Genomic DNA, 12,956 nt, shown 5'->3' with positions numbered 1-12,956 from the left:
GGGCTACCCCCAGCGGGCCCACGCCTTCCGACCAGCGGCGGTCCGCCGGATAACGGGTCGCGGAACCACCCCTCTGATCGGCTATGCTGTGCTTGCACATCGAACGGGTGGTTCCGCCGCCCTTCGTGGTGGGTGTAGCTCAGTTGGTAGAGCACCTGGTTGTGGTCCAGGTGGCCGCGGGTTCAAGTCCCGTCACTCACCCTTTTCGATCCCGTGGGGCACGAGGTTTCCTCGTGCCCCACGGGATTTTTCATGCTCCCGGCAAGATCGAGGAGGGCCGGCCTAGCCGCGGAGGAAGGCCTCGACGTCGGTCGCGAAGGCCACCGGGGTCTCGTGCGGCGGGTAGTGGCCGGAGCCCGGGACCGTGACGACGCGGCAGTTGGAGTACCAGGGCCGCCACGTGGCGCGCATCACGTCGGCCGTGAGCGCCGGGTCGTACTCCCCCACCAGGACCAGCACCGGCACCGTGCTGCCCTTGACGGCCGCGGACAGGTCGAGCGGCTGCCAGCTCGCGAGGTACCCGGCGAACGCCTCGGGGCGCGAGATCGCGAGCGAGTGCGCGACCATCCCCTCCAGCCAGCGCCGGCTCGTCCGGTGGCCGGTGACCAGGTCGAGGATGGCGCGGCGCTTGTCCCGGTCCTCGGCGGCGCCGAAGAAGAGGGCGTGGGTGCGGTCGTCCATGGCGTACGGACCGGCCGGTACGGGGGCCACGCCGATCAGCTTCTCGATCCGCTCGGGAGCCCGGACGAGCACCTGCTGCGCGGCCTTGGCGCCCATGGAGTGCCCGAGCAGGGAGAACGTGTTCCAGCCCAGCTGGTCGGCCAGTTCCAGGACGTCGTCGGCGATCTCGGGAAGGTTGTAGCGGCCGGGGATGTCCCGCCGCTCGCCGTAGCCGCGGTAGTCGAGGAAGGCGTACGAGAACTCCTCCGGGTCCAGGTGGTCCAGGACGGAGCCCCAGTTCTCGGAGGTCCCGAACCAGTCGTGCAGCACGATGACGCGGACGGGTCCGCTGCCGATCCTGCGATGGGCGATGGCCATGCGTTCCCCCTCGGTGACGGGCGAAGAAAGCGACGCGGTACCTCTGCCCATCCGGCCCGCCGTCACACCGCGCGCCGGGGCCGTCCCGCCCCGCCCCGGCTCCCACCCGCGCCGAGCCGGACCGGGGGCTCCGCGACCCGGCCGCGGAGCCCCCGGTCCCGTCGGTCAGACGGTCCTGATCGCCGGGTCGGATACGCCGGCGGCGCCCGTCTCCACGTGGCCGGCGAACCGGCGCAGGAACGTCGCGTCGGCATCCGAGACCACCTTCACGTCGTACCAGCGGCCCGTGGCGCGCAGGTCCACCGTGTGGGAGACGCTCGCCCCCGCGTTGACCTTGAAGGTCTGGGCGGCGCCCCCGTAGGCGTTGGTCACCGTGAGGTTCACCGCGGTCGTGCCCCCGTTCGTCAGGGTCAGGGCCAGGTTGCCGGTCGCGGCCACGTGGCGGGCCGTCACCTCGGGGCCGGCCTTCTTCGCCGGGCCCTGCCAGGTGCGCAGGAAACCGTTCGGGCCCCAGACGCTGAGGTCGATCCGGTTGCCGGTGGACGCGCTGGTGCTCCAGGTGTCGGACAGCGTCTTGCCCGCCTCCACCGTGTAGGGCCAAGGGCCGTCGGTGCGGTTGCCCGAAGTGGTGTGGAAGTGGGCGCCGAGCGACGGCCCGGAGGAGAAGGTCAGCGTGAACTTGCCGGTGGAGACGGTGGCCCTGCCGTCCGCGTACGGGCTGTAGCCCAGAGCGCGGGTCGGCTTCCCGCCCGCCTCCTGCTTGGGCAGCGCGCCGGTCGCGGGCGGCGTCGGGTGGTAGGAGGGGTGACGGTCCCTGTCCGGCGGTACGTAGCCCGCCGTGGAGGGCAGCGCGGCGGGTGCGGCGTCCGCCCGGGTGAAGTCGAACGCCGAGGTCAGGTCACCGCAGACGGCGCGGCGCCACGGCGAGATGTTCGGTTCCCGCACGCCGAACCGCTGCTCCATGAAACGGATCACCGAGGTGTGGTCGAAGGTCTCGGAGCAGACGTAGCCGCCCTTGCTCCACGGCGAGACCACGATCATCGGGACGCGCGGGCCGAGCCCGTACGGGCCGGCCGCGTAGCCGCCACCGCCCGCGTACAGGTCTCGGGTGACGTCGGCCGTGGACAGGCCCCACGCCGAAGAGGTCGGCGGGTACGGCGGGACGACGTGGTCGAAGAAGCCGTCGTTCTCGTCGTAGGTGATGAACAGGGCGGTCTTCGCCCAGACCGCCGGGTTCGCGGTCAGCGCGTCCAGCACCTGCGAGATGTACCAGGCGCCGAAGTTCGTCGGCCAGTTGGAGTGCTCGCTGAACGCCTCGGGCGCCGCGATCCAGGAGACCTGGGGCAGGCTGCCGCCCACGACGTCGGCGCGCAGCCGGTCGAAGTAACCCTCGCCGGCGGCCGCGTTCGTGCCCGTACGGGCCTTCTCGTACAGGGGGCTGCCCGGCCGGGCGTCGCGGTAGGAGTTGAAGTACAGCAGCGAGTTGTCGCCGTAGTTGCCGCGGAAGGCGTCGTTGATCCAGCCCCAGTGGCCCGCCGCGTTCAGGCCGTCGCCGATGTCCTGGTACACCTTCCAGGACACTCCGGCCGATTCCAGCCGCTCCGGGTAGGTCTTCCAGCCGTAGCCCAGCTCCTGGTTGCCGAGGACCGGGCCGCCGCCGGTGCCGTCGTTGCCCGTGTGTCCCGTCCACAGGTAGTAGCGGTTCGGGTCGGTCGCGCCGATGAACGAGCAGTGGTAGGCGTCGCAGACGGTGAACGCGTCGGCGAGGGCGTAGTGGAACGGGATGTCGTTCCGGGTCATGTACGACATGGTCGTGGCCGTCTTCGCCGGGACCCACTTGTCGTACTTGCCGTTGTCGTAGGCCTGGTGGCCGCCGGCCCAGTCGTGGTTCAGCCCCTCCAGGAACTGCATCCCGAGGTCCTCGATCTGTGGGTGGAAGGGCAGGACGTCCTTGGTCCCGTTCGACTGGTGGAAGACCGACTTCCCGTTGTCCTGGACCACGGGGCGCGGGTCCCCGAAGCCGCGGACGCCCTTCATGGCCCCGAAGTAGTGGTCGAAGGACCGGTTCTCCTGCATGAGGACGACGACGTGCTCGACGTCCTGGATCGTCCCGGTGCCGCCCTGCGCCGCCGGGATCGCGGCGGCGCGCGCGATGCTCTCGTTCAGCATCGTGAGGGCGGCGGTCCCGCCGACGATCCGGAGGAACCTGCGGCGGTTGATTTCGGCCATGGGTGACGACCTCCGAGGGTGAGGGGGGAGTCGAGGGGCGCCCCAAGGACAGCCGCCCCGGGGTACCGGGCGGAGATCCCCGTCTGACGTCGGGCCGTACAGCGGACGAACGGAAAGCCCCGCGAAACGGCTCCCGCCCGGCTCCCGCATCTGCTGGAATGACCTTCACACACTGCACGGGGGGCGCAGACGTATGGCGGGGACCGAGTGCGGGCACGCCCGGGGCCGCTCCGGCACACCCACCGACCGCCCGACCGCCGCGATGGTGGAACGGTACGGGGCGCCCCGGGTGGGACACCAGCCCTGTGCGACAAGGGAGTTCGGGGTGCGTCCCCGGCCGGGACGGGACGGCGCGTCGCGGTACGGGCGGGCGCGCACGGCCCGGTGGGCGGCCGCGCCCCGGTACGGGCCGGCGCGGATGCCCGGCGGGGCCGCCGCGCGGTCGGAGGAGGACGCATGAACCTCGCGCAGCTCCACTACGCCTCGGCGCCGGCCGGCGCGGAGGGCTCCGGCCCGCGCTTCACCGCGGTCACCCCGGGCGTGCCCGCCGCGCTGCTGCGCGAGGCAGGGCCGCTGATCGGGTACGAGGCGCCCGCCGACACCCCGCCGTACCCGACGGAGGAACAACTGGCCGCGCTCCCGGTGGCGCTGAGCCTGAGCATCCTCTCGGACGGGAGCCGGCTGTTGGCGCGGTCGGTGGCCACCGGCGGCGGGCCGGACGGCGCCGGACCGGGCCCGGCCTTCCACGCGCACGCCGTGCACCTGCCCGGGGCCGCCGGTTCCGGGGCGGTCCAGGGCGCCCTGCCGATCACGGCCTGGGGCTCCCCGCAGTGGGCCTCGTGGACCCCGACGGGCGGGCCGCCGGCGCCGCTCGCCACGGTGCCCGCCCCGGGGCGGCACGACGCGGCCGCGCTGGCCGCGTTCGTCGCGGCGCGGGGCGCGTGGCTCCCGGGGTTCTTCGCCGACGTACGAAGGCTCGGCAAGGATCCCGAGGCCCCGCGGATCGTGCTCGTGGAGCGGGACAGCCAGGACGTGGCGCGCTGGGTGATGCTGGCGTGCAGCGTGCTGCCGCACCGGCGCGGGCAGTGGCTCACCTTCACCACCTACACGCGGCGGCCCGGCCACGCCCCGCAGCAGCTGATCGGCGTACGCCCCGGCGACGAGGCGGAACTCGCCCCGCTCCCCGGGCGCGATCACCGCCACCGGATCCTCGACCCCGCCCACGAGCCCGTCACGCCGGCCGACACCGGCGCGTCCGCCGGCCCGTGGGCCCGGACCGCGGCGCTGGTCTGGCTGGCGGGTCGGCCCCGCCTGTTCGCGGAGGTGCGCCGACTGCCCGGCGATCCCTACGACGCGGGCCCGCTGGCCGCGCTCGCCCTGGCCGCCGGGCTCCCGCTGGACCCGGTGGCCCACGCGGAGGCGGCCGAGTGGACCGCCGAGCACGGGGACGCGCTGGACGGCGTACGCCCCGAGGCCCCGTCCCGGCCGGCCGGCCCCCGACGGATGCCGCCGGCTCGGGACGCGGCGGCTTCCGACCTCCGGGGCGCCGGGCCCGGCCGGGCGGCACCGGCGCCGACCGGCGGGCCCGAGCCCACACGGGGCGACGTACGCGACGACGCGCCGCTCCCGCCCGGCCCGGGGTCGGGCGCCGACGACCCGCAGCCGGGCGCGGACCGGCTCACGCGCCTCGCCCTCGCCCTCGGGCTGGGTTCCGCCGCACCGTTGCCGGAGGTGGCGCGGCGGCTGGCGCTCGCGCTGCTGGCCGATCCGGAGCGGGCGTACGGGCGGGACGTACGGGACGGGCTGGCCGAATCGCCGGCCCTGCGGATCCTCGTACTCGACCGGTTGGACGCCCTCTCCGCCGGCGATCCCCCGGCCGGGGTCCGCCTGTTCGAGCAGACCGGGCTGCGGCTGGGCGCGGCGGAGGCGGTACCGCACCTGCGGATGTGCGCGCGGGCCGCGGAGCCGGCGTGGGCGCGGGCCGACCGGGTCGTCGCGCTGGACGCCCTCCTGAAGGAGTGCGGCGTCTCCCTGTACGCCGAGCCGCTGGTGCTGCGCACCGGGATGCGGCTGGTGTGGGGCGGGGAGCCGATCCCGGCGGAGGAGGCCCGCCTGGTGCTGGCGACGACGGGCGCGCCCGTGCACCGCGACGCCGGTACCTGGGACCTGCTCGCCCTGGCGGCGACCGGGTCCCCGGCCGGGGGCCCGGTGGCCGCGGACCTCGCGCGGGAGGTGCTGGGCCGGTTCGCGGCGGAGCTCCCCGAGCGGCTGCGTCGGGAACTCCTGCGGGTGGAGGCCGGCCCCGGGCCGGACGACGCCGGGCCGGCCGGACGGGACGCGGCGCGCGGGAGCGCCCGTACGGACGACGGCGTCGGCCGGCCGCCGGACCCGGTGCCGCGGGCGCTCACCGCCCGGCGGGACGCGCCCGTACCGGGCCGGGACGTCCAGCTGCCGGTCGGGGCGGACGCGGACGCACCCCGGTCCGTACGGCCCGACCCCGAGCGGAGCCCCGCACCGGACCCGGATCCCCGGGCCGGCGCCCTCGCGGCGAGGGCTGCCCGGTTGCTCGCGCCGGACCGGTCCGGGGCGGGCGGACTGCGGGCGCTCATCGACGGCGAGGACGCCGAGCTGCTGGCGGCGTACCGGCACACCGCGCACGATCCCCGCGTCGGGGATCTGCTGCGCCGCTCGCCGCGCTACCTCGCGGACTGCTTCGCGCTCTGGTCCTCGCACCCACAGGCGGGGCCGTTGTGGCGGGAGACCCGGATCGATCTGTTGGAGGGCGTGCTCCGGCCCGCCGTACGCGACCTGCCGCCCGAGCGGCTCCTGGAGGCCGAGGAGGAACTGGCCGGTCTCGGCGCGCGCCGGGCGGAGGAGTTCCGCGCCTGGCGGCGGCCCAAGCCCCTCGCGCGGCTGCGCGACCGGCTGTCGGACGTGTGGCGCCGGCGCCCGCTCCCGCCGCCCCCCGGGCCGACTCCGGGACCCGGCACCTCGCCTTCCGCCCCCGACCGCCCGGCGGGCGGCGACTGGGCCGGGGTCACCCGCCGCCGCGTGCTACCGCCACGGCCGGACGAGCCGCCCCGGGGGCACTGAGCCCTTCGGGCCCGGGTGGACCGGCCCGGCGCTGCCCGGGGCGCGCGCTTAGGATTGCGCCTCATGATCACTGTGGTCGTCACGATCTCACTGGCGTTCGTCGGCTACACCGTCGCCTATCTCAACGGCCTGCGCCTGTCGCAACGACAGGAACGGCTCGCGCGCTTGAACCGTCAACTCAGCGACTTCTACGGACCGTTGTTCGCGCTCACCGAGGCGAACAGCCGCATCTTCCACGCGTTCATGGCGCGCAACGCCCGCGAGGACGGCCGGTCGCCCTTCGCGCACGAACTGTCCCCCACCGAAGAGGAACTCGCCGAATGGCGGTTGTGGGTGACGACCGTCTTCCTCCCCAACATCCAACGGATGCGCGACCTCGTCCTCAAACACGCCGACCTGCTGAGCGAGGCGGAGATGCCGCCGATCCTGCTCCAACTCAGCGCTCACGTCTCCGGATACGAGATCACGGCGGCCCGGTGGGAACGCGGCGACTTCGACGAGCACCTGTCCGTGGTGCCGTTCCCCAGCGAGGAACTCGCCGCGTACGCGCACCGCGGGTTCACCGACCTGATGCGGGAACAGGGCCGCCTGCTCGGACGGCGACGGAGCCACTGACCTCAGGACGGGGACGGTCCTCCGGCCGACGGCGTAGGTCCGGCGCCCGATGCGAACGAGCGGATCAGGCCATAACCTCACCCCATGACGGAAGTTGACTCCCTCCCCGACGGACCCCGCAGCCCCGAACAACGCAAGCGGGAGGCGTTGGAGCGGCTCGCGCGGGACGTGGACGTGTGGGTCGCCACGGCCGACGCCGAGGGTGAGCCCTGCCTCGTACCGCTGACCTTCTGGTGGGACGGCGAGGCGGTGTGGCTGGCCACCCGCGGCACCAACCCGACCGGCCGCAACCTGAGCGCCTCCGGCCGGGTCCGGCTGTCCTTCGGCCACACCCGGGACGTGGTCCTGGTCCGGGGCACCGCGCGCACGGTGCCCCAGGAGGAGCTGCCGGCCGGGGTGGGCGACGCGTTCACCGCGAAGGACGGCTGGGACCCGCGCAAGAGCGGGCCGTCGTACGTCTTCTACCAGGTCACCCCGCAGGTGCTCCAGGCGTGGGGAACCGTTCCCGAGCTGGCCGGACGGACCCTGATGCGCGACGGGAAGTGGCTGGTCCAGTGAATTCTCCCCGCCGCGGCGGCGGCGAAAATCACTGTCGGGCAAACGGATCCGGGCGCGGAGGCGATCGCGGCGCGGAAGGCGGTCGCGCGGTCGTCGATCAGCCGCGGCAGTAGGTTTCGGTGGACCGCCCTGCGACTCGACGGGGACCCGAAGCTGCTCGACCTGCTCCACGCCTGGGAACCGGAGGCCTGGGTCTGAAGGCCCGCCACCGCGCACGAACCGGCGGCTCGCACCGCGTTGCGCCGGACGTGAGCAGGGCCCGGTCGCGGGGATGAACCCCGCGCCGGACCCTGGAGGACCACCTCAGTTCCCCGCGGCCTCCTTCGGCGTGAGGCGCAGGGAGATGCTGTTGATGCAGTACCGCTGGTCGGTGGGGGTCGGGTAGCCCTCACCGTCGAAGACGTGGCCCAGGTGGGAGCCGCAGGTCGCGCAACGGACCTCGGTGCGGACCATGCCGTGGGTGGTGTCGGCGATCAGCTCGACGGCCTCGGTGTCCTTCGGGTCGAAGAAGGACGGCCAGCCGCAGTGCGACTCGAACTTCTCCGTGGAGCGGAACAGCTCCGACCCGCAGCCGCGACAGGAGTAGACGCCCTCCGTCTTGGTGTCGGTGTACTCACCGCGGAAGGCCGGCTCGGTGCCCGCCAGGCGCAGCACCTGGTACTCGGACGGGGTCAGCTCCGCCTGCCACTGCTCGTCCGTCTTGTGGACCTCGTACGCCATGACGTTCCCGCTCCCTCAGTTCGACAGGCGGGCGAGGATCTGCGGTCCCAGATCCGTGACGTCGCCCGCTCCCATCGTGAGAACGAGATCACCGGGCTTGGCCATTCCCGCGATGACGTCGGCCACGGCCTCCTTGGAGGGCTCGGCGGTGACGTCGGCGCCCGCGCCGCGGGCCGCGGTGATGATGAGCTCGCTGGTGATGCCGGGGATCGGGTCCTCGCGGGCCGGGTAGATGTCGAGGACCACGGAGGCGTCGGCGAGGGCGAGGGCCTGGCCCATCTCCTTGCCGAGTTCCTGGGTGCGGGAGAAGAGGTGGGGCTGGAAGACGACCAGGATGCGGGAGTCGCCGACGGCGCCGCGGATGGCTTCCAGGTCGGCGGTCATCTCGGTGGGGTGGTGCGCGTACGAGTCGATGACCTGCACGCCGGCCGCTTCGCCCTTGAGCTGGAGGCGGCGCTTGACGCCGGTGTACTTGCCGAGGGCGGAGGCCAGGTTGTGCGCCGGGATCCCGAGCGCGACACCGGCCGCGAGGGCGGCGACGGCGTTGTGCGCGTAGTGGCGGCCGGGCACGGACACGGTGAAGGTGAGCATCCGGCCGTCGAGGACGACGGTGACCTCACTGGTCAGACCGCGCGGGGTGATCTTGGTGATCCGGACGTCGGCGGTGTCCTCCTCGCCGTACGTGACGATCCGCAGGTCCGGGTTGCCGGCGACCCGGGCGGCGATCTCGGCGGCGCCCGCCTGGCCGTGGGCGACGACGAGGGTGCCGCCGGGCACGATCTTGGCGACGAAGGTCTCGAAGGACTCGTAGATCTCTTCCATCGACGCGTAGTTCGCGTGGTGGTCGAGTTCCGCGTTGAGGATGATCGCGACCTGCGGGGTGTACTTGTGGAAGCTGCGGTCGCTCTCGTCCGCCTCGGCCACGAAGATGTCGCCCTCGCCGTGGTGGGCGTTGGAGCCGGGGGCGTCCAGGTCGCCGCCGATGGCGTACGAGGGGTCCAGGCCGAGCGCCGACAGGGAGACCGCCAGCATCGAGGTGGTGGTGGTCTTGCCGTGCGTGCCGGCGACGGCGATGGGGCGCAGGCCCTCCATCACGCCGGCGAGGGCGTCCGAGCGGTGCACGACGGGGATGCCGAGTTCGGCGGCCCGGGCGAGCTCGGGGTTGTCGGCGCGGATGGCGCTGGAGACGACCACGCAGGTGGAGTCGTCGGCGAGGTGGTCGGCGGCGTGCCCGATGTGGACGGTCGCGCCGTGGGCGCGCAGCGCCCGGGCGGTCTCGGAGTCACGGGAGTCGCTGCCGGCCACCTTCGCGCCGCGCTGCGCGAGGATCTTCGCGATGCCGGACATGCCGGCGCCGCCGATGCCGATGAAGTGGGGCCGTTCCATGGCGGTCGGCAGGCCGGGCTTCATTCAGGTCGCTCCTGGATCGTGTGCGGGGTGCAGCTGACCGCCGTGTGCGGGGCGCGGCCGGCTGCGGCGGGCCGTGGGGTGTGACCGCACCAGCCTATTCGTTGTGGGCGAAGAGCTTCAGCACCGGAACCCCGACCTTGTGCCGGGCCCGGGAGGCCCAGTCCCGGTGGAAGAACTCCTCGACGAAGTGCGGGGCGGTCAGGACGATCACCTCGTCGGCTCCGGTCTCGTCCACGACGGCCTTCAGCTTGTCGAGGGGATGGTCCTCGATGATCTGCCCGACGGCGGTGGCCCCCTTGTGGCGCAGGGCCGCCAGGGAGTGTTCGAGGGCCTGGGCGGCCGGTCCCCTGGCCTGCTCCCCCTCGGGTCGGTCGCCCTCGTGCAGGGCTTCGGGGAGCTCACCGAGCGCTACGTCGTCGATGGCGCGGAGCAGTCGGTCCTGGTCTCCCCGGGGTTGCATGAGGACGACGAAGGAGACCTGGTCGTCTCCGTGCAGGGTGGTGACGAAGTCCACGTCCACCGTGGTCAGCGGCTGCTCGATCATCAATACGCTCGTGAACACGGACGCCCTCTCCTTCATGGGCCGGGGCCGGTCGGCCGGCCCCTGCGGAAACCATCCTGCCCCGCTGTCGCGCGGGGCCGTGCGCGGATATGTGTGCCCAGGTATGTGCCCGGCGGAAGCAAAGCGGAACGTCAAATTCCGCCTCTTTGTCAGATCCGACGGTAGCTGGTGAAGAGGAACCCGGCCTCCTCCAGTACGCGGGCCGGTGAGAGCCGGTGCGGAACCGTGACGCCGGGCCCGCCCGCGATGCGCTGGGCGTCCCCCGCCGTGAGCGTCGGGGAGATCGTCAGGCACAGCTCGTCGAGGACGTCGGCGGCCACGAACTGGCCCAGCAGCCGCGGACCGCCCTCGGTGAGCTGGCGGCGCAGCCCGCGCCCGGCCAGCTCCCGTACCGCCCGGAGGGGATCCACGGCGGACCCGTCCCCCGCGACGATCACCTCGGCGCCGGCCTCGCGGGCCCGCGCCACCCGTTCGGCGGGCGCCGCCGCTCCGGTGAGGACCAGGGTCGGCTCCAGCGGGGAGGTGAAGAGCGGCAGGTCGAAGTCCAGCTCCATGCTCGCGGTGATCACCGCGATGGCGGGCGCGGACCCCTGGCCGGCGGCCGCGCGGCGCGCCGCGAAGACCTCCCGGGCCCGGGCCGGGCGGTACCCCTCCTGGCGAACCGTTTCCGCGCCGACGACCACCACGTCGGCCAGCGCCCGCAGGGTGCCGAAGATGCGCATGTCGGTCTCGCCCGAGATGGGCTGCGAGCGTCCGTCGTGCTGGGCGGCCCCGTCCAGGGTGGAGACCATGTTCGCCCGCAACCAGTGCGCGTCCGGCGCCAGCTCCGGGTAGGCGTAGGCGTCCGCGAGCTCGTCGAGCGACCACTCGCGGTCGGCCGGGTCCTGGGACGGGGCTGATGTCTGATCGGTCACAGGGAACAGGCGTCGCATCGGTGCAGTGTGCCACGCCCCGTAGAGTTAAGAGCTGTGTCAACCTCTCTCTCCACCTCCGGTTCTGCCTCCGGGCACCCGACGGCCGACGCCGGCCCGCTGGCCCTGTGCGCCCGCGAACCCCGCGTGCCCGCCGAACGGCTGGTGGCCGAGATGGTGCCGCCCCCGCGCTTCGACTCGGTGCGCTTCGACACCTACGAACCCGACCCCGCCCAGCCGAGCCAGACCGAGGCCGTCACCGTGCTCAGCGGCTTCGCCGCGGGCCTCGGCGGCGCCCACGCGAGCGGCTCCGGCAAGCGCCGCTGGTTCTCCAAGGCCCCGAAGACCGCCCCCGCCGGACCGCGCGGCGTCTACCTCGACGGCGGTTACGGCGTCGGCAAGACCCACCTGCTGGCCTCCCTGTGGCACGCCACGCCGGCGGAGCCCGCGCTCAAGGCGTTCGGCACCTTCGTGGAGTTGACCAACCTGGTCGGCGCGCTCGGCTTCCAGCAGACCGTGCAGACCCTCGGCGGGCACCGGCTGCTGTGCATCGACGAATTCGAACTGGACGACCCGGGCGACACCGTCCTGGTGTCCTCGCTGCTCAGCCGCCTGGTCGAACAGGGCGTGGCGCTCGCCGCCACCTCCAACACGCTCCCCGGCAAGCTCGGCGAGGGCCGGTTCGCGGCCGCCGACTTCCTGCGCGAGATCCAGGGGCTGTCCGCGCACTTCCGACCGCTGCGGATCGACGGCCAGGACTACCGCCACCGCGGCCTGCCCGACGCCCCCGCCCCGTTCTCGGACGAACAGGTCGCGAAGGCCGCGTACGCGACCCCGGGCGCGAGCCTGGACGACTTCCCCGGCCTGCTCGACCACCTGGCGAAGGTCCACCCGAGCCGCTACGGCGCGCTCACCGACGGCATAGCCGCGGTCTGCCTGACCGACGTCGGCCCGGTGCCGGACCAGTCGACCGCGCTGCGCCTGGTGGTGCTGGCCGACCGGCTGTACGACCGGGAGGTCCCGGTGCTGGCCTCCGGGGTGCCCTTCGACCGGCTGTTCAGTGAAGAAATGCTCAACGGCGGTTATCGGAAGAAATACTTCCGCGCCATATCGCGGCTCACCGCCCTCGCCCGCGACGCGAAGCCCCTGGTCTCCCAGTAGGTTTGGCTGGGCCGGCACGCTTTCGCGGTCCGGCTTTTCCACACCTGCGAAGGGATCACCATGGCCACCACGCGTCACGCGCACACCGTCTGGGAAGGCAACCTGCTGGAGGGCAAGGGTGTCGTCACCCTCGACTCCTCGGGCCTCGGCTCGTACGACGTCTCCTGGCCCTCCCGCTCCGAGGCGGCGAACGGCAAGACCAGCCCGGAAGAGCTGATCGCCGCCGCGCACTCCAGCTGCTACTCGATGGCGCTCTCCCACGGCCTCGCGGGCGCGGGCACCCCGCCCACCCGCCTGGAGACCAAGGCCGACGTCACCTTCCAGCCCGGTGAGGGCATCACCGGCATCCACCTGAGCGTGCGCGCCGAGGTCCCCGGCCTGGACGCGGAGGGCTTCGCCGCCGCCGCCGAGGACGCCAAGAAGAACTGCCCCGTCAGCCAGGCGCTGACCGGTACGACGATCACCCTGAGCGCCGAGCTCGTCTGATCCGCGTCGTACACGGGTCCCGTCCGGCCCGCCCCGTCGGCCGGACGGGCCCGCGCGTCGCGGTGGGCCCGCGCGTCCCCCCGGGCCCGGTCGTCGCGTCGGGCGGGGCCCGGTGGGGTGACGGGCCACCGGGGGCGCACGCGCCGCCGGTTGCCGGCGGGCGCCCCGTGGTA

11 protein-coding genes and 1 tRNA gene are annotated in these 12,956 nt (G+C 73.6%); 6 read left to right on the top strand and 6 right to left on the bottom strand.

Going from position 1 to position 12,956, the window contains the following annotated elements:
• Window positions 1–128: 128 nt before the first annotated feature.
• A tRNA-His gene (locus ACZ4XJ_RS24135) sits at window positions 129–201 on the top strand.
• Between the two features lie 81 nt (window positions 202–282).
• Here ACZ4XJ_RS24135 and ACZ4XJ_RS24130 read toward each other — a convergent pair.
• Complete coding sequence (locus ACZ4XJ_RS24130; protein ID WP_468497296.1) at window positions 283–1,038, bottom strand: alpha/beta fold hydrolase; 756 nt, start codon at window positions 1,036–1,038, stop codon at window positions 283–285.
• Between the two features lie 165 nt (window positions 1,039–1,203).
• A complete protein-coding gene (locus tag ACZ4XJ_RS24125) occupies window positions 1,204–3,267 on the bottom strand; it encodes a phosphocholine-specific phospholipase C (protein ID WP_468497295.1) in 2,064 nt (687 codons plus the stop codon).
• Between the two features lie 456 nt (window positions 3,268–3,723).
• On the opposite strand from ACZ4XJ_RS24125, the gene ACZ4XJ_RS24120 reads away from it, so the two are divergent.
• The 3 genes from ACZ4XJ_RS24120 (at window position 3,724) to ACZ4XJ_RS24110 (ending at window position 7,533) form a co-directional block, all read left to right on the top strand.
• On the top strand, window positions 3,724–6,360 hold the full coding sequence (locus ACZ4XJ_RS24120; RefSeq protein ID WP_468497294.1) for a GTPase-associated protein 1-related protein: 2,637 nt from the start codon (window positions 3,724–3,726) through the stop codon (window positions 6,358–6,360).
• Between the two features lie 63 nt (window positions 6,361–6,423).
• A complete protein-coding gene (locus ACZ4XJ_RS24115; RefSeq protein ID WP_468497293.1) occupies window positions 6,424–6,975 on the top strand; it encodes a hypothetical protein in 552 nt (183 codons plus the stop codon).
• An 84-nt stretch (window positions 6,976–7,059) separates the two neighbouring features.
• A complete protein-coding gene (locus ACZ4XJ_RS24110) occupies window positions 7,060–7,533 on the top strand; it encodes a pyridoxamine 5'-phosphate oxidase family protein (protein ID WP_362883772.1) in 474 nt (157 codons plus the stop codon).
• A 303-nt stretch (window positions 7,534–7,836) separates the two neighbouring features.
• Here the strand turns inward: ACZ4XJ_RS24110 and msrB are convergent, their stop codons facing one another.
• From msrB to ACZ4XJ_RS24090, 4 genes are all read right to left on the bottom strand, one after another.
• Window positions 7,837–8,253 carry a peptide-methionine (R)-S-oxide reductase MsrB gene (gene msrB / locus ACZ4XJ_RS24105; protein ID WP_362883774.1) on the bottom strand — a complete coding sequence of 139 codons (417 nt, stop codon included), beginning with the start codon at window positions 8,251–8,253 and terminating at the stop codon, window positions 7,837–7,839.
• A gap of 15 nt (window positions 8,254–8,268) precedes the next feature.
• Window positions 8,269–9,663: a UDP-N-acetylmuramate--L-alanine ligase gene (murC, locus tag ACZ4XJ_RS24100; RefSeq protein ID WP_383994899.1), complete on the bottom strand. Its 1,395-nt coding sequence runs from the start codon at window positions 9,661–9,663 to the stop codon at window positions 8,269–8,271.
• 94 nt (window positions 9,664–9,757) lie between these two features.
• Window positions 9,758–10,225 (bottom strand): indole-3-glycerol phosphate synthase, encoded by a 468-nt coding sequence (locus ACZ4XJ_RS24095; RefSeq protein WP_362883778.1) that lies wholly within the window; start codon window positions 10,223–10,225, stop codon window positions 9,758–9,760.
• Window positions 10,226–10,374: 149 nt separating this feature from the next.
• The gene (locus ACZ4XJ_RS24090) at window positions 10,375–11,157 is read right to left on the bottom strand and encodes a pyrimidine reductase family protein (RefSeq protein ID WP_362883780.1); all 783 of its coding nucleotides are present in this window, start codon (window positions 11,155–11,157) and stop codon (window positions 10,375–10,377) included.
• Between the two features lie 36 nt (window positions 11,158–11,193).
• Here ACZ4XJ_RS24090 and zapE point away from each other — a divergent pair, with 36 nt between their 5' ends.
• Both zapE and ACZ4XJ_RS24080 read left to right on the top strand, forming a co-directional pair.
• Window positions 11,194–12,297: a cell division protein ZapE gene (gene zapE, locus ACZ4XJ_RS24085; protein WP_468497292.1), complete on the top strand. Its 1,104-nt coding sequence runs from the start codon at window positions 11,194–11,196 to the stop codon at window positions 12,295–12,297.
• 60 nt (window positions 12,298–12,357) lie between these two features.
• A complete protein-coding gene (locus ACZ4XJ_RS24080; protein ID WP_362883784.1) occupies window positions 12,358–12,783 on the top strand; it encodes an OsmC family protein in 426 nt (141 codons plus the stop codon).
• The last annotated feature ends 173 nt before the right edge of the window (window positions 12,784–12,956 follow it).

This window comes from Streptomyces sp. NPDC029836 (assembly GCF_055574495.1).
The sequence above is the reverse complement of the archived record's forward strand: the minus strand, read 5'-3'. Positions and strand labels throughout refer to the sequence as shown.

What these genes read in the sequence shown, in the direction of transcription:
- ACZ4XJ_RS24125 (WP_468497295.1), bottom strand. Translation starts at nt 3,267, where the DNA reads ATGGCCGAAATCAACCGCCGCAGGTTCCTCCGGATCGTCGGCGGGACC.
- ACZ4XJ_RS24090 (WP_362883780.1), bottom strand. Translation starts at nt 11,157, where the DNA reads ATGCGACGCCTGTTCCCTGTGACCGATCAGACATCAGCCCCGTCCCAG.
- ACZ4XJ_RS24080 (WP_362883784.1), top strand. Translation starts at nt 12,358, where the DNA reads ATGGCCACCACGCGTCACGCGCACACCGTCTGGGAAGGCAACCTGCTG.
- msrB (WP_362883774.1), bottom strand. Translation starts at nt 8,253, where the DNA reads ATGGCGTACGAGGTCCACAAGACGGACGAGCAGTGGCAGGCGGAGCTG.
- ACZ4XJ_RS24110 (WP_362883772.1), top strand. Translation starts at nt 7,060, where the DNA reads ATGACGGAAGTTGACTCCCTCCCCGACGGACCCCGCAGCCCCGAACAA.
- ACZ4XJ_RS24120 (WP_468497294.1), top strand. Translation starts at nt 3,724, where the DNA reads ATGAACCTCGCGCAGCTCCACTACGCCTCGGCGCCGGCCGGCGCGGAG.
- murC (WP_383994899.1), bottom strand. Translation starts at nt 9,663, where the DNA reads ATGAAGCCCGGCCTGCCGACCGCCATGGAACGGCCCCACTTCATCGGC.
- ACZ4XJ_RS24115 (WP_468497293.1), top strand. Translation starts at nt 6,424, where the DNA reads ATGATCACTGTGGTCGTCACGATCTCACTGGCGTTCGTCGGCTACACC.
- ACZ4XJ_RS24130 (WP_468497296.1), bottom strand. Translation starts at nt 1,038, where the DNA reads ATGGCCATCGCCCATCGCAGGATCGGCAGCGGACCCGTCCGCGTCATC.